The organism is Marivita sp., from assembly GCF_048006345.1.
Lineage (GTDB): Bacteria > Pseudomonadota > Alphaproteobacteria > Rhodobacterales > Rhodobacteraceae > Marivita.
Genome location: NZ_CP180351.1, coordinates 3,675,291 through 3,698,000, shown reverse-complemented (window position 1 = coordinate 3,698,000; position 22,710 = coordinate 3,675,291). Strand labels below are relative to the sequence as shown.

Here is a 22,710-nt window from a genome sequence, read left to right as displayed (position 1 = left end):
CGCTATCCCGGTTAACGGCCCATTTCCTGCGATGAAAATCTGCGGCCTAGATACCGGCGGCTGATGCGCAACATCAGTTGATCACGTGCGATGGAGCCGGCCGTTCAACTCCAGGCCCCACCGCACTCCGCAATAGACTTGCGTTTGCGATATCTGGGGCCTTGCACTACTTATGGCAACCTTCGCGGCGCAAAACGTACAAAGGACGTTTGCATAATGTCGATGAAATTTCTCAGCACTACAGCGGCTGCCGCGCTTCTGGTTTCCACCCTTCCCGCATTCGCACAGGATGTCAGCTGCCCGATCAAGGTGGGTGTACTGCATTCGCTGTCCGGCACGATGGCCATCTCCGAGACCACGTTGAAAGACACGATGGAAATGCTGGTGGATATCCAGAACGAAAAGGGTGGTCTTCTGGGCTGTCAGCTTGAAGCCGTTGTGGTTGACCCGGCTTCTGACTGGCCGCTCTTTGCCGAAAAGGCGCGCGAGCTTCTGACGGTCCAGAACGTGGACGTGATCTTTGGCTCATGGACTTCCGTTTCGCGGAAATCGGCACTGCCGGTTCTGGAAGAACTCAACGGTCTGATGTTCTACCCGGTTCAGTATGAAGGCGAAGAAAGCTCCAAGAACGTGTTCTACACCGGTGCCGCGCCAAACCAGCAGGCGATCCCCGCTACCGATTACTTCCTTGAAGAGCTTGGCGTCGAGAAGTTCGCGCTTCTGGGCACCGACTACGTCTACCCGCGCACCACGAACAACATTCTCGAGGCCTACCTGAAGGACAAGGGCATCGCGGAAGAAGACATCTTCGTGAACTACACGCCCTTCGGTCATTCCGACTGGTCCAAGATCGTGGCTGACGTTGTGGCGCTTGGAGCAGACGGCAAGAAGGTCGGCGTGATCTCGACCATCAACGGCGACGCCAATATCGGCTTCTACAAGGAACTGGCGGCTGCAGGTATCTCTGCGGACGACATCCCCGTTGTCGCGTTCTCGGTCGGTGAAGAAGAGCTCTCCGGTCTCGATACCACGAACCTCGTCGGTCACCTTGCTGCCTGGAACTACTTCCAGTCCGCCGACACACCCGCAAACGAAGAGTGGGTTGCCGCCTGGAAAGCCCGCATGGGTGATGATCGCGTCACCAACGACCCGATGGAAGCACACTACATTGGCTTCAACATGTGGGTGAATGCGGCCACAGCGGCTGGCACCACGGATGTGGATGCAGTCCGTACTGCGATGTACGGTCAGGAATTCCCGAACCTGACTGGCGGCACTGCTGTCATGCTCCCGAACCACCACCTGACCAAGCCGGTTCTGATCGGCGAAATTCAGGCGGACGGTCAGTTCGACATCATCAGCCAGACCGATCCGGTGCCGGGTGATGCCTGGACCGACTTCCTGCCGGAATCGGCAGTGCTCAAGTCGGATTGGAAAGACCTTGGCTGCGGTATGTACAACACCGCAACGTCGACCTGCGTACAGATCAAGTCGAACTACTAAGCCACTGAGCGGTGCGTGGGAAACCACGCACCCTACCCTTTCCCGCAAGGTACGCGTTCGCGCGTTCCATTGACGACGGATTTCCAGATGCTGCGCTTTGTCGCCACTTTCCTTGCTTGTCTGACGCTGGCCCTTCCGACTTCTGCCCAGCAAGCGGACGCCCCCATCCAGCAATTGCTTCAATCCCAGAGCGATCTCATCATCGAAAGCTCGCGCCGCTCTATTGGACCGGCCATTGATGCGCTGGCCAACAGCGGCATGCCCGAAGCGCAGGTCGTCCTGGACAAGTGGCAAACCCGCGAGATGTGGGTGAACAAAGAGACAGGGCTTTTCGTCTACGCCGAGGAAGTGGATCGCGACACGCTGCGCATCTTTGACTTTGCCGATGGCAGCGAGATTGCGGAAGTTCCGGATGACGGGTTTGACCAGCTCAAGCCGAACTCCGGCATTCGGGGTTTGATTGGCACCGCACTTGTCCAATTCCAGCTCAGCGATCCCAACCCGGACACCCGCCAGCGCGCTTTGGACGCGATTGAACGCGGGGCCGAGGAAAGCCATCTTGCCGCCCTGCGGGCGAGTCTTCCGAAAGAGCCCGACGCACTGATCCTCGCCCGTAAGCAGCGGTTGGAACGGCTGCTGACCATCGCCTATGGCGCGACGGACGCCGAACGGATCGAGGCGATCCAGAGTTTTGACGGTGATCTGGGCGTCGATGTGCGGGCCGCGTTGAACCCGCTTTTGGCGGTGCGCGTTGAAGCCGCCGAAGCGTTGCCTGCAGATGCCGATATTGGGCGCGTGCTTGAACCCGGTTCCGCCTCGCTGAGCCGCGATGATGCTTACGCGCTGCTGGTCGCAGCCAATCTCGCCAAGCCGCGTATCAGCGTCGAGGACCAGCGGAACGCGCTGATCGCGAATATCGCCAATGGTCAGGTTGCGGGCATTCAGGTGGCCACATTGAACAGCCAGGAGGCCCGTGACATGGCCTATGCGGCGCTGGCGGAACAGGGCACGGTGACAGCTGTTGCGACCGAAGCCGAGGTCGATCAGCGTCTTGCCAACCACGTGTTCTTCGAACGCTATGTCGGCGCGCCGCCCGAAGTGGTGTTCGCCGCGCAAGCCGCGCTGGCCGCTATCGAGAACAAGGTCGCGATCAACCAGATGTTCGATCTGTCGCTGGACGCGCTGTCATTGGCGTCGATCTATTTCCTCGCCGCCATCGGCCTTGCCATCACCTTTGGCGTGATGGGCGTCATCAACATGGCGCATGGCGAGTTCATCATGATGGGTGCCTATACGGGTTATGTCGTGCAGCTCTTCATCCCTGACTACACGCTGTCCATTCTGGTCGCGATCCCGCTGGCCTTTGCCGTGACCTTCGGTGCGGGGGTCGCGATGGAACGTCTGGTGATCCGATGGCTTTACCATCGTCCGCTGGAAACGCTGTTGGCGACCTTCGGCATTTCCATCGCTTTGCAGCAGATCGCCAAGAACATCTTTGGCACACAGGCCCGGCCTCTGACAGCGCCCGGTTGGCTGGACGGGTCACTGGTGATCAATGACATCGTGTCGATCAGCTATATCCGCATCGCGATCTTCGTGCTGGCGCTTCTGTTCCTTGCGCTGTTCCTCTTCGTGATGAACCGCACACGGCTGGGGCTCGAGGTGCGGGCAGTCACGCAAAACCCGCGCATGGCGGCGTCGATGGGGATCAAGCCTGACAAGATCAACATGCTGACCTTCGGTTTTGGGTCGGGCATCGCGGGCATCGCAGGGGTTGCGATTGGGCTTTACGCCAAGGTCACGTCCGAGATGGGCAGCGACTACATCGTGCAGAGCTTCATGACGGTCGTTGTAGGCGGTGTCGGCAACATCTGGGGCACGCTGCTTGGCGCAACCATGGTCGGCTTTCTGCAAAAAGGGATCGAGTGGTTCAACCCGTCCAACACGCTGGCGGCGCAGACCTACATGATCCTGTTCATCATCCTCTTCATCCAGTTCCGGCCAAAGGGCATCATCGCCCTCAAGGGCCGCGCGGCGGAGGCGTGATCATGTTTGTTTCGTTGCTTTCAGCACCGACCCGCGTGGGGGTTCTGCCCCCACACCCCCGGCATATTTTCAAAAAGAAGAAGCAGGGTTGATCGCATGAGTGACGTTGCAATCGGACAAAGACGACAGCCCTTTGCACTGCGCTTTCCGTCGGTGATGATCTTTCTCGCCATCCTCGCGCTGTTTACCGTCGGTGTGACGATCCTGTCCGAGGGATTTGGGATCGGGGTGATCTCGACCTCGTTCATCAAGACCTTGGGAAAGACGCTTTGCCTCTGCCTTGTCGCCTTGGCGATGGATCTTGTCTGGGGCTATTGCGGGATTCTGTCGCTGGGGCACATGGCGTTCTTCGGGCTAGGCGGATACGCCATTGGTATGTGGCTGATGTACGCCCGGACCGAGATCATCGTTCTGGAAAGCCTTGCTGCAGCCGAGTTGCCGCCAACACCCGAGGAAGTGTCCAACGGCATCGCCACGCAGATCTTCGGCGTTGTCGGATCGTCCGAGTTCCCGCCGATCTGGGCCTTTGCGCATTCGCTGCCGCTGCAACTCGCCGCTGTTGTCATTGTACCGGGCTTGCTGGCGTTGGTGTTCGGTTGGCTGGCGTTCCGCAGCCGGGTCACGGGCGTCTACCTTTCGATCCTGACACAGGCGATGACCCTCGCGCTGTCGCTGCACCTGTTCCAGAATGACAGCGGGTTGCGGGGCAACAATGGATTGTCGGGATTGCAGAACCTGCCGGGATTGGATGACCTGCCTCAGGCAACCGTGTCGCTGTGGTTCTTCTGGGCCTCTGCGCTGGCGCTTGGCCTTGGGTATGTGCTCTGCGCGTGGATCGTGTCGGGAAAGTTCGGGTCGGTCATCCGCGCCATCCGCGATGACGAGGCGCGCGTGCGCTTTCTTGGCTACCCGGTTGAGGCGTTCAAGCTGGTGATCTTCACCCTGACCGCCGTAATCGCGGGCATTGCTGGGGCGCTTTATTATCCGCAGGCGGGCATCATCAACCCCGCAGAGATTGCGCCCATCGCGTCGATCTATCTGGCGGTCTGGGTCGCCATTGGCGGGCGCGGCAGGCTGTATGGCGCGGTCATTGGTGCGGCGTTTGTATCGCTTGTCTCCACTTGGTTCACCGGCGGGCAAGCACCCGACATCAACCTCGGGTTCTATACGATCAGTTGGGTGGATTGGTGGACGGTTCTTCTGGGTCTGAGCTTTGTCTGCGTGACGCTTTACGCGCCCAAAGGTATCGGTGGGCTGATTGATCTGATCACAGATCGCAAAAGTCCGAACCGCCACGGTGCATCGCTGGGCACAGACCAAGGGTCCTTGCGCGAACAGGAGGCCGAGAAATGAGCACTCTTCTCGAGGTTTCGGGCGTGTCGGTGTCGTTCGACGGGTTCAAGGCAATCAACAACCTGTCCTTCCAGATTGCCGAACGTGAATTGCGCGCGGTGATCGGGCCGAATGGCGCGGGCAAGACCACGTTCATGGACATCATCACTGGCAAGACGAAGCCCGATGAAGGCCGCGTGATCTATGGCGACAAAAGCCTTTCACTTCTCAAGATGTCGGAGAGCAAGATCGCGCAGGCCGGGGTGGGCCGGAAGTTCCAGCGCCCCACTGTATTCGAGGATCAGAGCGTATTCGACAACCTGATGATGGCGCTCAAGAAGACGCGCGGGCCATTGGCCGTGCTGTTCTTCAAACCTTCGAGCGAAGACAACGACAAGGTGGCCCAACTGGCAGAGCAGATCGGCCTGTCCGGCTCGCTGCACCGCAAGTCGGGAGAGTTGAGCCACGGGCAGAAACAGTGGCTCGAGATCGGGATGCTGTTGGCGCAGGATCCGCGCCTGTTGCTCGTCGATGAACCGGCGGCGGGCATGACGCCGGCGGAACGCGAACACACCACGGACATCCTGCGCGAGGCGGCAAAGACCCGAGCCGTTGTTGTGGTGGAGCATGACATGGAATTCGTGCGGCGGCTGAACTGCAAGGTGACGGTGCTGCACGAAGGGTCGGTGCTGGCCGAAGGCTCTTTGGACCACGTGACAAAGAACGAACAGGTGATCGAGGTGTATCTTGGCCGATGAAATCCTCCAGACCAAAGGTCTCACGCTGCATTATGGCGGCAGCCAGATCCTTAACGGGATCGACATGGCCGCGGCCAAGGGCGAGATCACATGTGTGATGGGCACCAATGGGGTCGGCAAGACATCGCTGTTGAAAGCCATTTCAGGCACGCATGCTTATTCCGGCGGGACGATGTCGCTGAATGGGGAAGTCGTCAAATCCGCCACGGCGCATGCGCTGGCGCAGAAGGGCGTGGCCTATGTTCCGCAGGGCCGGGATATCTTTCCCCTCCTGACAGTGCGCGAAAACCTTGAGACAGGGTTTGCCTGTCTGCCCAAGTCGGAGCATCACATCCCCGACCATATCTTTGAGCTGTTTCCGATCCTCAAGGATTTCCTGCACCGGCGGGGCGGTGACCTGTCCGGTGGGCAGCAGCAGCAATTGGCCATCGCGCGGGCTCTGATCACCAAGCCGAAGCTCTTGCTGCTGGACGAGCCGACCGAAGGCATCCAGCCCAACATCATTCAGCAGATTGGCCGGGTGATTGCACTGCTGCGTGAACAGGCGGATATGGCGATTGTGCTGGTCGAGCAGTATTTCAGCTTTGCCTACGACCTTGGCGACCGGTTTTACGTGCTGGAGCGCGGTGCGGTGAAGATGAGCGGGCCGAAAGCGGATCTGGATCGCGATGCGCTTCTGGCGGGCGTGTCGGTCTGATGTGAGAGGCGGCGTGGTGTCCGGTCAGGATACGGCGTTTGCCGATTGCGGAACATCCTCATCGGACCTTGCGAAATCGACCGCTGCATCGACCAACACCTGCATCGCGTCAAAAACCGGCACAGTCGCCTCGATGCTTTTGGACATGAGCGAGAATTCCGTGCAACAGATGCAGATGACATGCGCGCCGTCCGCCACCATATCGGCCGCGACATCGGTCAGGGTATGCGCCGCGAATTCGGATGCACCCTGAGCCTTGATCGCGCGGATCGTCGCAAGCAAGCGGCCATGATCCCGCGCATAAACCGGGCTGAGACCGAAATCGGACAAAGCTTTTTCAAAGACACCGACGCGTTGAAGCGCCGGGGATCCAAGAATACCCACGTTCCCGCCCGGAGCGAGCCGCGCGGCTTCGGCGCAGGACATTTCGACCATGTTCAGAAAAGGCCTGTCCGTCGCCGCAGCCACGCGGTCGGCATAATAATGCGCGGTATTGCACGGCATCACCAAGGCTTCAGCCCCGGCACCAACCAGGCCTTTCGCCATCTGTTCGAGAACCGGACCCGGATCTTCGCCGCCCCCTTCGAGGATGGCCTTGATGCGGGACGGCACCTGCGTGTTGTTGTCGACAAGCAGCGGAATATGGTCCGCATCGTCATGCGCCTGAACCGCATCCACGATCTGCTGCATGAAGTAGATCGTCGCCTCTGGCCCCATGCCGCCCAGAACACCGATTTTTCGCATCAGGCTGCTCCTTTTTCAAGGTCTTGACCGACCGCATGCACGATGATGTCCGCGACATGGGCGCAATCCTCAAGGCTGAAGGTCAGCGGGATGCGCATGTCCAGAAGACCGGCAAGGATTGCGTCGGTTCGGGGCAAGTCCTGGGGTGTCACGTAGCGCCAGCTTTGGTGGTTCGAGGTAAAGCCGACCGGGCTTGCGGCACCGAACCATTTGAGTTCGACGCCCAGCGCCTTGGCCCCGGCGACCACTTGCTGCACCGTTTCGGCACTGGCGTCAGGCATGAGGAACTGGAACGACGACCCGACATAGCGTTCTTGCGGTGGACGGTTGGGAACGTAGACACCCGCGACGGCGCGCAGGCGATTGGCGATCAGGTCATGCCTGTCGTTCCAACGGTCGATATTCGTCTCTAACGTGGCCAATTGCGGCAGCAGGATTGCCGCGCGCAGGTTGTCCATCCTGCCCGACATGTTCGGTGTATCCAGCCGAATGTCTTTGAACACGTCTGGAGACGGACCAGCGCCGTGCCGATCATAGAGCATATAGGATCCGGACAGCATGATCGCGCGGGCCATGAATTCAGGATCATTCGATGTGAGGAACCCGCCTTCGCCGCTGTTCATATGCTTGTAGGTCTGGGTCGAGAAACATCCGGCGATGCCGAAGCTGCCGGATTTGCGGCCGTTCCATGACGCGCCCATGGTGTGGGCGCAGTCTTCGATCAGAGGCACACCATGACGGTTCAAAACCGCCATCAATGCGTCCATATCGCAGAGGTGCCCGCGCATGTTGGACAGGAGCATGGCTTTGGGGGCAGTTGCCCGGATCTTGGCCTCCAGATCGTCCAGATCAATGATCAGATCAGGTGTGATCTCGACCAGAACCGCGTCTGCGCCGACTGCAGCAATTGCGCCGGGAACGGGGGCCAGCGTAAAGGCATTGGTGAGCACGCGGTCGCCCACGCCGACACCGAGCGCCCGCAGGGCGGTGGACATCGCGTACCCACCCGAGGTGCAGGCAAGGCAATAGGTCGAGCCCTGGTAGGCGGCATATGCCTTTTCAAGCTCGGCCACAGGACCAAGCTCGTTACCAACCGTGTTGTAGCGATGCAGCCGCCCACTGCGCAGCACCTCAACAGCCGCCCCAATCGCGTCTTCTGCGATCGGCTCCTGCTGGGTGAAACTGCCCGTGAACGGCTGCATGTGTGATTACTCGGCGGCCATGGTCGGCGCGTCGTAGTCGAACGCTGCCGTGTAGCCGAAGAGCGCCACGCCACCGCCGGTGTGGACAAAGACGATGTTCTCGTTGCCCTTGAACGCGCCTTTGCGGATGAGGTCGATCAGACCCGCAGCGCCTTTGCCGGAATAGACCGGATCGAGCAGGATGCCTTCAAGGCGGGCGAACATCTCGATCGCGGCAAGCCCTTCCTTGGTTGGGATGCCGTAACCTTCGCCGACGTAATCGGTGTTCGCCTCGACGTCCTCGCGCTTGACCACACCGGGGCAACCCAGCTTTTCAGCCGTCTTGACGGCGAGGTTATAGACATTCTCTTCCTGCTTGGGCTTGGGCGCGCGCACGCCGATGCCAAGGAGCGGGATATTGGCGTTGATGGCTTTCAGACCGACGATCAGCCCCGCCTGTGTGCCGGCGCTTCCGGTGGCATGAACGATGCGGTCGATCTTGAGACCCATGTTGTTGGCCTGTGTCACAAGCTCCATCGCGGCATTGGCATAGCCGAGAGCGCCGGTCGGGTTCGACCCACCACCGGGGATGGTGTAGACATTACGGCCCTCGGCGCGGAATTTCTCAGCCACCGCTTCCATCTCGGCGTTCATGTCGAGACCCGAGCCAGGACGCTTTTCCGCCGTCGCACCGTGCAGGAAATCAAGGAACACGTTACCGTTCAGATTGTAGTTCGGATCGTTCGACCCGGTGCGATCCTCAAGCAGGATATGGCAGGCCATGCCCAGCTTGGCTGCACACGCGGCTGTCTGACGTGCGTGGTTGGATTGCGTGGCACCCTGGGTGATGACCAGATCGGCACCTTGCGCCTGCGCTTCGGCCATAAGGAATTCCAGCTTGCGGGTCTTGTTGCCGCCGGTTGACATGCCGGTGCAATCGTCGCGTTTGATCCAGATACGCGGCCCGCCCAGCTCGGCTGAAAGACGGTCCATCGGCTCGAGCGCGGTGGGCAGATGAGCAAGGTTTACGCGAGGGAATCGGGAAAAGTGCATCGGAACGTCCTTTGATTGGGTAGCCGTATCAATTCTGCATGTAACCAGCCTCGTCAAATAGAAAAACCGGAGCTATTATGCAGAACATGCATAAAGAGGCTCGGAATGCGCATTGACTGGATCGAAGACCTTGTGGCGCTTCTGGACAGTGGCGGCGTGGCTGACGCCGCTCGCCTGCGCAATGTAACACAACCTGCCTTTTCGCGCCGCATCAAAACTCTTGAAGAGGTTCTGGGGATCGAACTCATTGACCGCAGCGTCAAGCCCAGTGGACCCTCCACCGTCCTGCGTGACCGCGACGCGGAGTTGCGAAAGCTGGCGGCTGAACAGAGACTTCTGCTGTCCGACATGCGACAGGAACAAAGCTCTGGCCTGCGGCAGCTTGTGATCGCCAGCCAGCATGCGATCACCACGTCGATGGGGACGCAGATCATCAACTCGGTTGCCGAACCCAGCCGGACGCATATCAGACTGCGGTCAGCGAACCGGGATGAGTGCGAAACCCTGTTGATCCGCAGACAAGCGGCAATTTCCCTGACTTACCGGATCAAATCGGAACCCGCGTCCGAACCGGCCTCTTTTATTATTGAAGCGGTGATCGGCGAAGAAACCCTGATCCCGGTCTGCGGCAGCGCCCATGCTGCAGACCTTATCGCCCGGTTTCACGACGGGGCATTGCGGATCATCGGCTATCCTGCGGATGTGTTCCTCGGGGCCGCTTTGAACCGGCATATTCTTCCCCCGATCGAAGCGCAGTGCAGCGTGAGCGTCGTGACGGAGACCGGCCTTTCGACTGCGGCGCTTCAGTTGTCGCAATCGGGCTTGGGCGTCGCATGGGTGCCCGCGGCCTTGGCGCAACCGGACCTTGCGCGCGGCGATCTGACCAATCTCGTAGATACGCTTGGTTGTATCGAAATGGACATCGTCGCGCAGCGCTGGGCAACCACGTCAAACCTTGCGACGCTTGATGCTTGGTCGCGGCTCGTTCGAGAAATGTGACTACGAACAAAAAATTTTCTTGCCAAACCGCAATTCCGAACTACGGCAAGTTTTTCCCTAAAACTGGCACGCTTCTTGCCGTTGAGTCAGCAAGCCAAAGGGGATTGAACCATGCTTGATATTTCAACCGAAGCCGACATCGACGAAGGTCAGATTGCGCTTCTTTCGATGGTCGAACGCACACAGGCCGTGATCCACTTCACGGTGGAAGGTGTCATTCTGCACGCGAATGCAAACTTTCTCGGCGCGCTGGAATACACCGCAGATGCTGTTGTCGGCAAACATCACCGCATGTTCGTCGATCCGGAATATGCGCGCAGCGATGCCTACGCCAAATTCTGGCGGGATCTCAAATCGGGGAAGACGTTTGCCGATCAATTCCCGCGTGTGACGCGCACCGGTCGGACGATCTGGATTCAGGCGACATATGCGCCGGTCTTCGACCGGGACGGCGCTGTGACTCGCGTGGTCAAAGTTGCCAACGACATCACCGCCCGGCAGGAAGCAATTCAGAGCATCGCCGAAGGCCTGGAGCATTTGCGCCGTGGCAACCTCACCCATCGTATTCACGTTGGCAACGTGCCTGACCTCGCCATCGTGGCCGAAGCCTACAATCGCACGACCGAAGACTGGAACGCGCTTTTGGGGCGTGTGTCGACGGTTACCGGATCTTTGCAGCATATCGAAGGGCAACTGACCGCATCATCGGAAGAACTGTCCAACCGCAGCGCGTCACAGGCGTCGGCACTGAGCCAAACAGCTCAGGCTTTAGGACAACTCAACGAGACAGTTCGCAGCGCCGTGAAAGAGGCGCAAAGCGCTGACAGAACCGCCGCAGAAACACGCGGCAAAGCCGACGGCAACAGCAAGCTTGTCGAAGACATGATGCAAGCGATGGTGTTGATCCAGAATTCTTCGGGCCGCATCTCCAAGATCGTCAGCACAATCGAATCTATTGCCGTTCAAACGAACCTGCTTGCCCTCAATGCAGCGATCGAAGCGGCGCGCGCCGGCAATGCCGGACGTGGGTTTGCCGTAGTGGCAACAGAAGTCCGGCAGCTAGCGCAGCGCAGTTCGGAATCCGCCCGTGAAATCGGTGGCTTGATCTCGGAAAGTGAAACACACGTCTCCAACGGTGTGGCAATCGCCAATCGCGTAGGATCGGACCTGAGTGAGATCTTCCATGATATCGAAACTCTGGGCACATCCGTCGGAAAAATTGCCGAAGGCATCACCGCCCAGTCCGCAGCGCTGTCACAGATCAGCGAAGCCGTTGGCCACATGGAGCAGATGACGCAGGAAAACGCGCAAATGGCCACGGAGACGACCTCGACCTGCAAGACTCTGGAAGCGGCGGCGAACTCCCTTGCGTCCGACGTCTCGACCTTCCAGATCACCAGGTAACGAACGGCTCAAACACCACGCCCCTTTTTTGAAGATGACAGGAGCAGCCAAATTGGCTGTTCCTGTCACTTCTTTTTTGCGTACGTAGGTAGGCTCAGGCTTCTACTTATCTGGCATGCGCCAATGCGGTTAGATGGCCTGGCAATTCGCGAAAGCAGGCTACCGGGCGGACGCGATCCCCATAGAGATTTTCCGGACGTGACGGATAAAGGCCTGGAAACAGGCTCAGCACTTCTTCCCGCGCAGAGTTGGCCAGCGCTCCAAACGCGTTTGCGCCGGGATAGAAGCTTTCTGCAGGCCCACCATTGGCGTAAAGAATCTCATGCGCCTCGAACATGAGGTGGAAATAAGTGACTTTTCGGCACCCCTCCATCACACGCGCCTTGCCGCCGCGCATCCGCGCCAAGTGACCCGCACGCACCAGCGTTTCCGACCCATCTTCGAGTTGCACCAATAATCCGTGCTGGCGCGAGACAATCATCGGGGCATCGCCCCCTGTGACGCTCTGCGATATCCAGATTGGCTTAAATCTTGGGTTCCGCTCCAGCTCTTGCGCTGACACGTGCCGTTTTCCGATCCAGACAATCGGCTTCGGTCCATTATCGCGCGTTACGACAAGGTCTCCCTTGGAGAGTGCTTCAATCGGGACCTCGCCCCACGGTGTCAAGATCAGCGTTCCCGCTGCAAAGCAGACGACACCTGTATTTTCCGCGTTTAATTCGCTGGCAGCGACAGCGGACCCGCCGTTTTGCAGCTGAAGGCCGCCAGCTTGGTCCAAAACACCATCTTCTTGGTCCGCGCGCAGCCAACCCAATGCAACCCCGTACTGGGACGTTGGATTGTTGGCGTTCCAATTTGCCAGTGTGGTCGCATTGTAGAAGGCCGTCAGGTCGACAAAATCATTGTCTGTCGTATCGGCGTTTCCGATGCCGGTCAGTGCGTCAAAATCGGTGATTAGATCACCGCCGTTATCGATGAGGAAGACGTCAGCATCCGCGCCACCGGTCAGCGTATCCGCGCCTGCGCCACCCTCGAGCGTGTCGCGGCCATCCCCGCCGTCGATCAGATCGTCGCTTGCACCGCCAACGATGCTGTCATTGCCAGCGCCCCCTGAAAGGGTGTCTCCGCCGCCAAGCGTTGTAACCCCGCCCGTATTCATTGCGGCAACGGAGGCCGCAGACAGCTGGGTGTCAAAGACGGCAAACTCGTCCAACTGGCCATCAAAATACGTCGCCAAGGCGTTGGCGATGTTGTCGCCCGAGAATTGCTGACCCGCGCCAAGTGTGAACGGTTCGGTATTTCCGCTGATCCCACCGGTATAGGCGTCAGATGCAACCTCAACGCCATCGAGATAAAGCCGTGCGCCATCGGCACCAAAGGACAAAGCCATGTGGTGCCATGATCCCGGTGACACAAGTCCGCTGCCCGAGGAAAACTCGTAGCTTGTGTCGGTATCCTGCATCCGGACCCGCACGGCGCCGGTATCCCGCACCCACACATGGATGTGGCCGCCGCCGTCAAAACCGGAGCTGTCCCGCGACACAAGGGTCTGGTCCCCGTCCAAGTTATCAACGTTGAAGCGGATCGAGATCGTGCCTTCGGTCAGTTGAAAGCTCGGATCATCGGGGATCTCGATATAATCGTCAGTTCCGTCGAGCGTAACCGCGGTACCGCTTCCGTCCCAACCTGTCCCACCGGCAGCTGCGCCCGATTGGTAGATCCCGATATTGCCGTTTCCGGTGTCGTCAGCAGCCGTTCCGCTGGCCCCATCTTCAAAATTCAGAAGAACCACCTGGCCCGGACCTGTGCCGCTGGTGTTGCCGCCCCCGACTATCGTGTCGTTGCCGTCGCCACCGAAGATTAAATCCGCGCCATCGTCACCGTTGAGGAAGTCGGCGCCGGCACCGCCCTCTAGACTGTCATGACCGGTGCCACCAATCAGCAGATCGTCGCCATAGCCACCGATGATCGTGTCGTTGCCAGCACCTCCGTCAAGGGTGTCATCGCCGAGCAGGCCGCGGACAGTGTCATTGCCGATGCCACCGTCAACACTGTCGTTCAAGCCATTCGCGCCGTAGTCCACCGTCTGGTTGGGCGCACCTTCGATCACTTCGAGATAGAAGCCATCCTCGTCGTTCAGAAGCCAGTTATGGTCTTCAAAAGTCTGCTGAACGTAGGTCTCGCCAGGTTGGATCGTGGCGTAGAATTGCTGCAAACCCGACCCGTCGATCCACCAAAGTTCGATCGGGCCGTCCGCGCTGTTGATGATTGTCAGATTGGTTGCGACCACACCCGGTCCAGAGGCGTAGTCTCCGGAGTTTAACCACTGTCCGTCGCCGCCGATATCGTCGTCGCCCGATCCCCCGAAGAGAGTATCATTGCCTTGGCCACCTTCAACGTTATCGTTGCCATCACCGGCATCAACCGTGTCATTGCCTTTGCCGCTGGCGATCTGGTCATTGCCGCTGCCAGTAACAACTGAATCGTTGAGCCCGTCAAAACCATCGATGGCGTCGCCCTGAGCGTCGACAAAGCCGGCTTTGATCAGATCATTGCCAGATGTGCCATCCACGGTCCCATCCGGAACGACGTAGTTTCCCGCCGCGCGAGATGCGTTCAAGCTGCTGGAAAAAGTTGAGGAGATCGAGTTCAGGGTCAGGGACTCGATAGCCTTGGCTTCCAACGCGGTTTGGTCGGAACCTGCCCCAAGCTCTGGTGCGAGATAGAGGTTGCCTGCGGTGTCCTGAAAGACGACTGCTGTTATTGTTGCCGTGGTGCCATCGATATAGGTGAGCGTGGCGTTGTAGACGGACAAACCATCGACGGTCCGATCTGCGCCGCCATCAAGTCTGAACGTGTCGTTGGCGTTGAAGTTGTTTTGATCGTAGCCGGTTGTGTCGCCACTGCTCCATCCAGTGGATCCGGGGCTGAATTCCTGAACGTTGCCATAGAGCGGACTGCCCGGCCCGCCAAAGGTTAATCCGACCAGCGCACCCGCGTTTTCGGCATTGTCATTGCCTTCGGTCGGGTCAATGAACGGACCTGTTCCCAGTGAAAATACGTTAAAAATATTGGGCATGTGTCACCTTTGACCCAATGGGAATTTCAAGCTGACTGTGGATGTATCCGTAGGGATGGCCGTCCCGATTTCTTTGGGTCCGTGCCCAGCTTTGAGCCCCGGATTTGACCTTGGGCGCGCATGGGATAGCGGCATGCTGCGGCGCTCTGGCAGATGCGGCCGACGGTGTGTGTGTCGACCGAAAGAGGCGCTGGCACCTTCGTTCCGATGTTCTGCGACACGTCGACTCTGTTCGAGCGGCCGAGTCCGATCGCAAACACGATGCCAATCGTCGGCATCGCCAAGTACTCCTGTGACACAGGAACTGGTTCTGTCTCCCAAAGGGACATCCCGGAATCGTACGAGCCGGACGGCAATGCCATCCGCCAAGTCTCCGCGGAACTTCTCGTCTGTGTCTCGCATATCGTTCAGTCGGAACTGCCTCGGGTATTTTGATGCTAAGTGCGCAACGAGTAACCTTCTGACAAACGGCACAAATGGCCGTTTTCTTAGAAAGCCATGGCGTTATTCCCTAGAGGGTTGCCGAAAACCCCATTCGGCATGTGCGCCACAGGCTGTTGTGCTGCTCACAATCGATTTTGGCGCGGCAGGTCAATGACTCGGTGGCGCCGGTATTATTTGGATGCCTCTGTGAATTAGGTCACAGACCGAACTGCCGAAACTTGGTTCAGTGGTTTTCTGAAAACTCACCTGGACAGGGTCGGCAGCATGCCAATCGACGAAGTCTTGAAGTACATCGGCTTGCTTGGCGCCTTCCTGTATCTCGCCTCATATTTCTTGTTGCAGGCCGGATATATCGGCGGGAACTCAAAAGCTTACACATATCTGAACTTGTCTGCGGCTTCGCTTGTTCTTGTCAGCCTGACCACAGCCTTCAACGCTGCGTCGGTTGTGATTCAGGTCAGTTGGATCCTCATTTCGATTTTCGGAATGAGCCGGATGTATCTCTTGTATCGCCGCATTCGGTTTACCGACGAAGAGATGGAATTCGTCACCGAGCAGTTGTCAGAGCTGCCCTTGCATCTTGCGCGCAAGGTGCTCGACATCGGTATCTGGATTGACGGCGACCGCGGAGGCGAGCTGACGCGGCAAGGCGAAAAAAACTTCAATCTGATCTATTTGAAGGAAGGTCGCGCCGAAGTTTTGCTGAACAACACGCAGATCGCGATCTGCGGTCCGGGAAGTTTCATCGGGGAAATGACAGTTCTGAGCGGCGGGCCTGCAACAGCCACTGTCAGGCTCATCAGCAATGCAAGGCTGCTTTGCATAGACGCCGAAGCATTGCGCGCGCTGAGCCAGAACGAGGCAGGAATCGCCTCGGTGATACAGAACAGCTTTTCCCGCGATATGCGGCTCAAGCTGGAGGCAACGAGCAGACACGTCAGAACATTGAACATGGTGGAATTGGGTGACCATTCCTGACGTACCGGAAGCAAGGGAGTTCTAAAAATCGAACAAGACAAATCTGAATTGAGCGTCACACTTTGGGGCGTGCATGGGTCCGTTCCGAAGTCGGGGCTTCTGACTTCCGAATACGGATGCGCAACATCATGTTACGAGGTGACATACGGGTCCAAGAGCCTCATTTGTGATGCGGGAACCGGGCTTGTTGCCCTTGGGCAGAAGCTGCTGCAGGACGAAACGACAGAGATCGACATCGCATTGACCCATTTTCACGTCGACCATGTCATGGGTTTGCCATTCTTCGCTCCGTTGTTCGAAAAGGGCGTGAAGATCAGGTTCTTCGCGGATGAAAAGGTACTCGCGTATTCGGTTGAGGAAATGATGCATCAATTGTTTGCGCAGCCCTTCCTTCCAATCGACATCAACGCAATCCAGGCCGATCTCTCGTTTCATGACCTTTCAGAGGCGGCCGTGCACAATGTCGGCGACGCCACGATCGAATGTCTCGAACTGTGCCATCCGGGTGGAAACACCGCCTTTCGCATAAGTCACAAGGGCAAGAACATTGTGTATTCCGGCGACTTTTCTCACCGCGATGCAGATCAAATGTCCGAACTGACCGCATGGATGAACAATGCCGATCTTGGCATCGTTGAAACGACCTTCACACCGCAGAATTACGAGCCGCACAAAAGCTTTGGACATACACACTGGCGCGCCGCCGGAGAGATCGCGGCGGATGCAAAAATGTGGCTGGGCGTCCACCATCACCATCTCGCCGATGATCACACACTTGGTCTGGCAGATCAGGACCTGCGTGCGACGTTCCCCAATGGGAAGCTCGGAAAAGACGGTCAGACGTTCTGGCTATAGTTCTGCCGACATGCAGCAAAGATTTCTATGTCGGCAAGACGGATCGAGTCATCGTCGACCCGATCCGCCGGTTGCCGGGACTGAACGCACAGATTTAATCCAGCCCGAGCAACCGCTTTTTGTCTGCTGCCCATTTCAGGATCGTGAGATCAAAGGTCAGCGCCATAAGAGAAACGCAAATCCCCAGGACGAAATTCTTGCCAAGATCGGTGCCGGCAAGCGTGCGCTGAAGCTCTTGACCAAGGTCCTGCGTGCCGATGAACGCCGCGATGATTACCATGAAGAACGCGAACATGATCGCCTGGTTGAAGCCAACGGCCATCGTCGGAAGGGCAAGCGGCAACTGAACGCTCCATAGCTTCTGGAACCGCGTCGCGCCGGACATGTCCGCCGCTTCTGTCATTTCTTCCGGCACGTTGCGCAAACCCTCGATCGTGTATCGGGTGAGCGGCACCATTGCGAAAACGAGGATCGAGAAAATGACCGCCACATCCGTGATGCCGAACAACATGATGGCCGGGATCAGATACACGAAACTTGGGAAAGTCTGCGCCGTATCACAAACCAGCAGCACCCGTTCCGACCACTTTTGGGATCGGGATGCGAGGATTCCGATGGGCAGGCCGATGAGGGCTGCAAGGCTCACAGCGGAAATCACGGAATACAGTGTGATGATGGCTCTGTCCCACCACCCCGACAACGCGACCAGCGAGAAGAACACAAGCGCAAAGATCGCCTCCCGGCGTCCGGCCAGTGCCAAGGCAAAGGATGCGACAAGCAAGATGAAGGCGGGCGTTGGAATCGAGAGCAAGAAGTTTCGGAATGGGATCAGCACCTGAACGTTCAGAAATGCGCGTATGAAGCCCGTGCTTGCCTTGACCCATTCGATATCAAGAAAGCCCTTGATCAAGTTATCAAGTTCCTTGCCCTGACTGAAATCCTGTCCCCGACCCACTTCGGCAAAGAAGGGGATGACAAGCGACAACAGCGTGAAGCCAATGAAAAGCCCGAGACCAAGGAGGAGCATGCTGTGCTTCTTCCAAAGCGGTGTGCCACGCTCGAAGTGTACGGGTTGTTTGATGACCCACGCCTTGGACATCCGGTCCAGCATCACGGCAAGAAGAACGATTGTGACGCCGATCTCGAAAGACCGGCCCAATTTGAAACTTCCCATCATCGCCAGCAGCTTGGCACCAAGACCCGGCATGCCGATAAAGGCGGTCAGGACGACCATCGCAAGACTGAGCATGATCACCTGGTTCACACCCACAAGGATTTCGGTGCGTGCCGAAGGAATGTAGACATGGCGCAGCATCTGCGCCTTGGTACAGCCGCTCATCTTGCCGGCTTCAACCACTTCCGGTGGGACCTTCTTGAGCCCAAGCGTCGTCATCAGGATCATCGGCGGGATCGCGTAAATTGTCGTGGCGACGGCTCCGGCTGTTGGGCCGACTTTGAAGAAGATGACTGCAGGCAACAGATAGGTGAAGAAGGGCAAGGTCTGCAGAACGGACAGGATGGGTTTGATTGCCTTGTCGACCCAAGCGTATTTCCACGCCGCGATTCCCAAGGACAGGCCGATGACAAAGGCGAGCGGTGCCGCGATGGCCAGAACCGACATCGTCTGCATGGCGATTTCCCACTGACCGATCAGCGCGGTCCACACCATCGTCCCGCCACCGAGCAGAGCAAGCCGCCACCCGCCCAGATAATAGCCTATCACGGCGGCTATGGCCGCCATTGCGGTCCAAGGGACCGGTCCAATATTCGGGAAACGGCGTTTTCCGTAGAAAATGTTCGCTGAAAAGTCCAGCAACCATTCAAGTCCCTCGGTCAGGAACCGGGTCAATGCCAGCAGTCCAAGGTCGTCTTTGACAAAGTTGAAAATCGTATCGAGCGCACCTGCAAAATTCGGAATGATGGCCTCTGGCAAACGGTGCAGCCACGCTGGGAGCACACCCAGATATTGCAGGATCGTCAGGCCGCAGGCGACGGCAACACAGGCAAGGGCGATCTGGGCGTTGCTGTAGGTTCGCGGTGGAGTTGGGAGCGTGGTGGTGGCGACGGTCATGAGGCGCCACCCAGAAGAACATCAAGCGCGTGTTTCCGGGACATCGCGCCGATCACAACACCGTCCCGCTGGACGGGGATCATCTCGCGGCTGTCGTTCACCAACATGCGTGCCATATCATGAACGGTCGTGCGCGCGTCTTGCGGTTCGCCTTCGCCGAAGGCTTGCGCCTGCGCCAACACCCCTGCATGCACGACGCGGGCTTTGTCGATGTCTTCGGTAAATTTCCGGACATATTCGGTCGCTGGATTCAGAACGATCTGATCCGGTGTGTCGCATTGCTCCACCGCGCCGTCTTTCATGATCGCAATGCGATCGGCGAGGCGAAGCGCTTCGTCAAAATCGTGCGTGATGAAGACAATCGTCTTGTTCAACATCTGCTGCAGGCGCAGGAACTCGTCCTGCATTTCCTTGCGGATCAAAGGGTCAAGCGCGCTGAACGGTTCGTCGAGGAACCAGATATCCGGCTCAATGGCGAGGCTGCGTGCGATGCCGACGCGCTGCTGTTGTCCGCCGGACAATTCGCGTGGAAAATAGTCTTCGCGCCCCTCAAGACCGACCAGCTTGATGACTTCCAACGCGCGTTCGCGACGTGTGTGTTTGTCCTGTCCGCGCATCTCTAGCGGGAAAGCAATGTTCTCCAGAACTGTCCTGTGCGGCAGCAAACCGAAGGATTGGAACACCATCCCCATTTTGGAGCGTCGCAGTTCGATCAGGTCTTTTTCGGACAAGGACATGATGTCCTGACCTTCGACCGTAATCGTTCCGCCGGTGATGTCGTGCAATCTAGAGAAACAGCGCACCAGTGTAGACTTGCCGGAACCGGACAGCCCCATGATGACCAGCATCTCGCCCTTGTGGACATCAATGGAGACGTTTTTTACGCCGGCGATGTACCCTGCTGCCCTGATCTCGTCATAGCTCATGCCCTCGGGCATGCTCTTGATGAAAGCCTTTGGGTCTGGTCCGAAGATCTTCCAAACGTTCTGACAGGATATCACGGGCTTATGGGCAGTCATGGCAATCCTTCATGCAGGTGTCCCCGCCCGAACCCGGACGGGGATCAATCATAGGTCAGAATTGGCGGCCGATCAGTTCAGCCAGCTTTTCCAAATGTCCTCATTGGCTTCCAACCAGGCTTCCGCTGCCTCTGCCGGCTCCATCTCGTCGATGTCGACCAGCTTGGCCATTTCAGCAATCTGCGGGTTGGTGAAGTTGACCTTTTCCAAGATGGCGTAAGCCGACGGCCATTTTGCTTGCATGCCGTCCCATGCCGCTTTCTTCAAGTATCCGTCCGCGGGGTTGCCGCAGTCGTAAAGGGCATTTGGGTTTGGACCAACAGCCGGGTCTTTGTCACAGCCGTCTACCCATGCCGGGAATTCGACGAATTCGCCGGGCCAAACAGCTTCTGCGAAGTTGGGCGTCCAGTTGAACACGACGATGGGACGCTTGTCAGCTTCAGCAGCGCCGATTTCAGCCCAGAGAGCGGCCGCAGAGCCTGCGTTCACCACAACGAAATCCATGCCCAACGCTTCGACGCGTTCCTGACCGTGCTTGAGCCAGTCCACCGGACCGTCAAGGTAGCGACCTTTGTCACCGGTCTCAGCCGTTGCAAACACGGAGGCGCAGGCGTTCAGAGCTTCCCAGCTTGGGAGGCCCGGGCAGGATTCCTTGGTCCACATCGGGTACCACCAATCCTCGCGGGTGACCGCATTGTGGTCGCCCACATCGACGATACCGCCTTTGTCCAGTGCTGCACGGAAGGATGCGCCAAATGCACCTTCCCAGACTTCCAGTTCCAGCGTCACGTCACCAAGGCGCACCAACTCGTAAACCGCCTGGCTGTCGGTGGTGACGTATTCGACTGCATTTCCGTTCATTTCCAGGATCTGACCGACAACGTTGGACATAACGATCTGGCTGGACCAGTTATGGATCGGAATAACGATCGGATCATCGCTGTCAGCCGCGAAAGCGGTCAGCGGCGCAAGGGCAAGGACCCCTGCCGTCAAAGCTGTCGTGAATTTGTTCATTGCTTATCTCCCTATGTGTTGCCCCCAGATTGGGCACGGTGCCGTCGGCCCTTAACCGTCAGCGAACAGATACGATAACCAGCAATTCTGCGTGCTGTGGTATGCATCTGCATTCACCTTCGCAGCATTTTCCTCTCAATCAAGTTTTTTTCTTTCTAGTGCCTAAATGTTAAGCGGTTAAGCAATGTCGCAAATGCAATGATCGATGTCCAATCTCGAGCGGATTTCCGGCTTTTGTTACGGCAAGTTGCCAAAAAAATGAGGATTCTCGACATGCGCTATTCGGGTTTCAAGGTTCTGAAAGAGGCCTTGACGGGACATAAGGGTTGGACCCCTGCCTGGCGCGATCCAGAGCCGCAGCCGCACTATGACATCGTCATTATCGGCGGCGGCGGCCACGGACTTGCCACCGCCTATTATCTTGCCAAGGAGTTTCAGCAGAAGCGTATTGCGGTGCTTGAAAAGGGCTGGATTGGTGGCGGCAACGTCGGGCGGAACACAACGATCATTCGGTCCAATTACCTTCTCGATGGGAACGAACCCTTCTACGAGTTTTCGCTGAAGCTGTGGGAAGGGCTGGAACAGGATTTCAACTACAACGCGATGGTCTCGCAGCGCGGCATTCTGAACCTGATCCATACGGACGCCCAGCGCGACGCCTTTGTCCGACGCGGCAATGCGATGATCCTCAACGGTGCCGATGCCGAGTTGCTGACAACTGCACAGATCAAGGAACGCTATCCGTTTCTGAACACCGAGGACGCGCGCTTCCCGATCAAGGGCGGGTTGGCCCAACACCGTGGCGGCACCGTACGCCATGATGCAGTGGCCTGGGGATATGCGCGCGGCGCCGACAGCCGAGGTGTGGACATCATCCAGAATTGCGAAGTCACAGGTTTCCGCATTGAGAACGGCAAGTGCCTGGGCGTCGAAACATCACGCGGGTTCATTGGTGCCGGAAAAGTGGGGTGCGCCGTTGCGGGTTCGTCGGGTCGTCTGATGGCCAAAGCCGAAATGCGCCTTCCCATCGAAAGCCATGTCTTGCAGGCGTTTGTCTCCGAGGGTCTCAAGCCTGTTCTGCCCGGTGTCATCACCTTTGGTGCCGGTCATTTCTACGTCAGTCAGTCCGACAAAGGTGGGCTTGTCTTTGGTGGCGACATAGACGGCTACAATTCTTATGCGCAGCGCGGAAATCTCCCGGTTGTGGAAGATGTGTGCGAAGGCGGCATGGCCATCTTCCCGGCTTTTGGCCGCGCACGGCTTCTGCGCATGTGGGGTGGCATCATGGACATGAGCATGGATGGGTCACCTATCATCGACAAGACCCATATCGAAGGCCTCTATTTCAACGGGGGCTGGTGCTACGGCGGCTTCAAGGCGACCCCGGCAAGTGGATACTGTTTTGCACATCTGCTGGTGCGCGACACACCCCACCCCACTGCCGCAGCGTATCGGTTCGATCGTTTCGAGAAGGGTCTGATGATCGACGAAAAAGGGATGGGCAATCAGCCCAACCTGCATTGAAAGGTCGCC

Annotated in this window: 17 protein-coding genes; 10 read left to right on the top strand and 7 right to left on the bottom strand. The window is 58.1% G+C overall.

Translation table 11 applies throughout. The annotated features are described in order from the left end of the window. Positions 1 to 216 precede the first annotated feature (216 nt). The 5 genes from urtA (at position 217) to urtE (ending at position 6,336) form a co-directional block, all read left to right on the top strand. On the top strand, positions 217 to 1,503 hold the full coding sequence (gene urtA, locus ACMVPR_RS18000; RefSeq protein ID WP_300585463.1) for an urea ABC transporter substrate-binding protein: 1,287 nt from the start codon (positions 217 to 219) through the stop codon (positions 1,501 to 1,503). Between the two features lie 87 nt (positions 1,504 to 1,590). Further along, positions 1,591 to 3,549, top strand: a complete 1,959-nt coding sequence (urtB, locus tag ACMVPR_RS17995; RefSeq protein ID WP_416883982.1) for an urea ABC transporter permease subunit UrtB — start codon at positions 1,591 to 1,593, stop codon at positions 3,547 to 3,549. Positions 3,550 to 3,645: 96 nt separating this feature from the next. Beyond that, positions 3,646 to 4,902 (top strand): urea ABC transporter permease subunit UrtC, encoded by a 1,257-nt coding sequence (gene urtC, locus ACMVPR_RS17990; RefSeq protein ID WP_416883981.1) that lies wholly within the window; start codon positions 3,646 to 3,648, stop codon positions 4,900 to 4,902. Continuing rightward, the gene (gene urtD, locus ACMVPR_RS17985) at positions 4,899 to 5,639 is read left to right on the top strand and encodes an urea ABC transporter ATP-binding protein UrtD (protein ID WP_300585458.1); all 741 of its coding nucleotides are present in this window, start codon (positions 4,899 to 4,901) and stop codon (positions 5,637 to 5,639) included. Before urtC ends, urtD begins: the two co-directional genes overlap by 4 nt. Before the next feature lies 1 nt (position 5,640). Next, the gene (urtE, locus tag ACMVPR_RS17980) at positions 5,641 to 6,336 is read left to right on the top strand and encodes an urea ABC transporter ATP-binding subunit UrtE (RefSeq protein WP_416884682.1); all 696 of its coding nucleotides are present in this window, start codon (positions 5,641 to 5,643) and stop codon (positions 6,334 to 6,336) included. Between the two features lie 24 nt (positions 6,337 to 6,360). On the opposite strand, the gene ACMVPR_RS17975 is transcribed toward urtE, so the two are convergent. From ACMVPR_RS17975 to ACMVPR_RS17965, 3 genes are read right to left on the bottom strand one after another with little or no spacing between them, the layout of a single operon-like run. Further along, entirely contained in the window at positions 6,361 to 7,080 is a 720-nt protein-coding gene (locus ACMVPR_RS17975) for an aspartate/glutamate racemase family protein (RefSeq protein ID WP_416883980.1), read from the bottom strand. Beyond that, entirely contained in the window at positions 7,080 to 8,282 is a 1,203-nt protein-coding gene (locus ACMVPR_RS17970) for a DegT/DnrJ/EryC1/StrS family aminotransferase (RefSeq protein ID WP_416883979.1), read from the bottom strand. Before ACMVPR_RS17970 ends, ACMVPR_RS17975 begins: the two co-directional genes overlap by 1 nt. Positions 8,283 to 8,288: 6 nt before the next feature. After that, positions 8,289 to 9,314 carry a D-cysteine desulfhydrase gene (locus tag ACMVPR_RS17965; RefSeq protein WP_416883978.1) on the bottom strand — a complete coding sequence of 342 codons (1,026 nt, stop codon included), beginning with the start codon at positions 9,312 to 9,314 and terminating at the stop codon, positions 8,289 to 8,291. Between the two features lie 105 nt (positions 9,315 to 9,419). Between ACMVPR_RS17965 and ACMVPR_RS17960 the strand changes: the two genes are divergently transcribed. Together ACMVPR_RS17960 and ACMVPR_RS17955 are read left to right on the top strand one after the other, a co-directional pair. Continuing rightward, positions 9,420 to 10,313: a LysR family transcriptional regulator gene (locus ACMVPR_RS17960; protein ID WP_416883977.1), complete on the top strand. Its 894-nt coding sequence runs from the start codon at positions 9,420 to 9,422 to the stop codon at positions 10,311 to 10,313. Between the two features lie 111 nt (positions 10,314 to 10,424). Continuing rightward, positions 10,425 to 11,717 carry a methyl-accepting chemotaxis protein gene (locus tag ACMVPR_RS17955; protein WP_416883976.1) on the top strand — a complete coding sequence of 431 codons (1,293 nt, stop codon included), beginning with the start codon at positions 10,425 to 10,427 and terminating at the stop codon, positions 11,715 to 11,717. A gap of 106 nt (positions 11,718 to 11,823) precedes the next feature. On the opposite strand, the gene ACMVPR_RS17950 is transcribed toward ACMVPR_RS17955, so the two are convergent. Next, the gene (locus ACMVPR_RS17950) at positions 11,824 to 14,796 is read right to left on the bottom strand and encodes a Hint domain-containing protein (protein WP_416883975.1); all 2,973 of its coding nucleotides are present in this window, start codon (positions 14,794 to 14,796) and stop codon (positions 11,824 to 11,826) included. Between the two features lie 708 nt (positions 14,797 to 15,504). Between ACMVPR_RS17950 and ACMVPR_RS17945 the strand changes: the two genes are divergently transcribed. After that, on the top strand, positions 15,505 to 16,218 hold the full coding sequence (locus tag ACMVPR_RS17945; protein WP_416883974.1) for a cyclic nucleotide-binding domain-containing protein: 714 nt from the start codon (positions 15,505 to 15,507) through the stop codon (positions 16,216 to 16,218). A 48-nt stretch (positions 16,219 to 16,266) separates the two neighbouring features. Continuing rightward, positions 16,267 to 17,073: an MBL fold metallo-hydrolase gene (locus ACMVPR_RS17940; RefSeq protein ID WP_300585439.1), complete on the top strand. Its 807-nt coding sequence runs from the start codon at positions 16,267 to 16,269 to the stop codon at positions 17,071 to 17,073. A gap of 94 nt (positions 17,074 to 17,167) precedes the next feature. Here the strand turns inward: ACMVPR_RS17940 and ACMVPR_RS17935 are convergent, their stop codons facing one another. The 3 genes from ACMVPR_RS17935 to ACMVPR_RS17925 form a co-directional block, all read right to left on the bottom strand. Further along, positions 17,168 to 19,144: an ABC transporter permease gene (locus ACMVPR_RS17935; protein WP_416883973.1), complete on the bottom strand. Its 1,977-nt coding sequence runs from the start codon at positions 19,142 to 19,144 to the stop codon at positions 17,168 to 17,170. Continuing rightward, positions 19,141 to 20,163 carry a quaternary amine ABC transporter ATP-binding protein gene (locus ACMVPR_RS17930; protein WP_416883972.1) on the bottom strand — a complete coding sequence of 341 codons (1,023 nt, stop codon included), beginning with the start codon at positions 20,161 to 20,163 and terminating at the stop codon, positions 19,141 to 19,143. Before ACMVPR_RS17930 ends, ACMVPR_RS17935 begins: the two co-directional genes overlap by 4 nt. A 72-nt stretch (positions 20,164 to 20,235) precedes the next feature. Further along, the gene (locus tag ACMVPR_RS17925) at positions 20,236 to 21,177 is read right to left on the bottom strand and encodes an ABC transporter substrate-binding protein (protein WP_416883971.1); all 942 of its coding nucleotides are present in this window, start codon (positions 21,175 to 21,177) and stop codon (positions 20,236 to 20,238) included. Positions 21,178 to 21,450: 273 nt separating this feature from the next. Here ACMVPR_RS17925 and ACMVPR_RS17920 point away from each other — a divergent pair, with 273 nt between their 5' ends. Next, on the top strand, positions 21,451 to 22,701 hold the full coding sequence (locus tag ACMVPR_RS17920; protein ID WP_300585433.1) for a sarcosine oxidase subunit beta family protein: 1,251 nt from the start codon (positions 21,451 to 21,453) through the stop codon (positions 22,699 to 22,701). The last annotated feature ends 9 nt before the right edge of the window (positions 22,702 to 22,710 follow it).

Bases quoted from the DNA above. Each gene is read 5' to 3' on its own strand.
- urtA (WP_300585463.1), top strand. From the start codon at position 217: ATGTCGATGAAATTTCTCAGCACTACAGCGGCTGCCGCGCTTCTGGTT.
- urtB (WP_416883982.1), top strand. From the start codon at position 1,591: ATGCTGCGCTTTGTCGCCACTTTCCTTGCTTGTCTGACGCTGGCCCTT.
- urtC (WP_416883981.1), top strand. From the start codon at position 3,646: ATGAGTGACGTTGCAATCGGACAAAGACGACAGCCCTTTGCACTGCGC.
- urtD (WP_300585458.1), top strand. From the start codon at position 4,899: ATGAGCACTCTTCTCGAGGTTTCGGGCGTGTCGGTGTCGTTCGACGGG.
- ACMVPR_RS17975 (WP_416883980.1), bottom strand. From the start codon at position 7,080: ATGCGAAAAATCGGTGTTCTGGGCGGCATGGGGCCAGAGGCGACGATC.
- ACMVPR_RS17970 (WP_416883979.1), bottom strand. From the start codon at position 8,282: ATGCAGCCGTTCACGGGCAGTTTCACCCAGCAGGAGCCGATCGCAGAA.
- ACMVPR_RS17965 (WP_416883978.1), bottom strand. From the start codon at position 9,314: ATGCACTTTTCCCGATTCCCTCGCGTAAACCTTGCTCATCTGCCCACC.
- ACMVPR_RS17960 (WP_416883977.1), top strand. From the start codon at position 9,420: ATGCGCATTGACTGGATCGAAGACCTTGTGGCGCTTCTGGACAGTGGC.
- ACMVPR_RS17955 (WP_416883976.1), top strand. From the start codon at position 10,425: ATGCTTGATATTTCAACCGAAGCCGACATCGACGAAGGTCAGATTGCG.
- ACMVPR_RS17950 (WP_416883975.1), bottom strand. From the start codon at position 14,796: ATGCCCAATATTTTTAACGTATTTTCACTGGGAACAGGTCCGTTCATT.
- ACMVPR_RS17945 (WP_416883974.1), top strand. From the start codon at position 15,505: ATGCCAATCGACGAAGTCTTGAAGTACATCGGCTTGCTTGGCGCCTTC.
- ACMVPR_RS17935 (WP_416883973.1), bottom strand. From the start codon at position 19,144: ATGACCGTCGCCACCACCACGCTCCCAACTCCACCGCGAACCTACAGC.
- ACMVPR_RS17930 (WP_416883972.1), bottom strand. From the start codon at position 20,163: ATGACTGCCCATAAGCCCGTGATATCCTGTCAGAACGTTTGGAAGATC.
- ACMVPR_RS17925 (WP_416883971.1), bottom strand. From the start codon at position 21,177: ATGAACAAATTCACGACAGCTTTGACGGCAGGGGTCCTTGCCCTTGCG.
- ACMVPR_RS17920 (WP_300585433.1), top strand. From the start codon at position 21,451: ATGCGCTATTCGGGTTTCAAGGTTCTGAAAGAGGCCTTGACGGGACAT.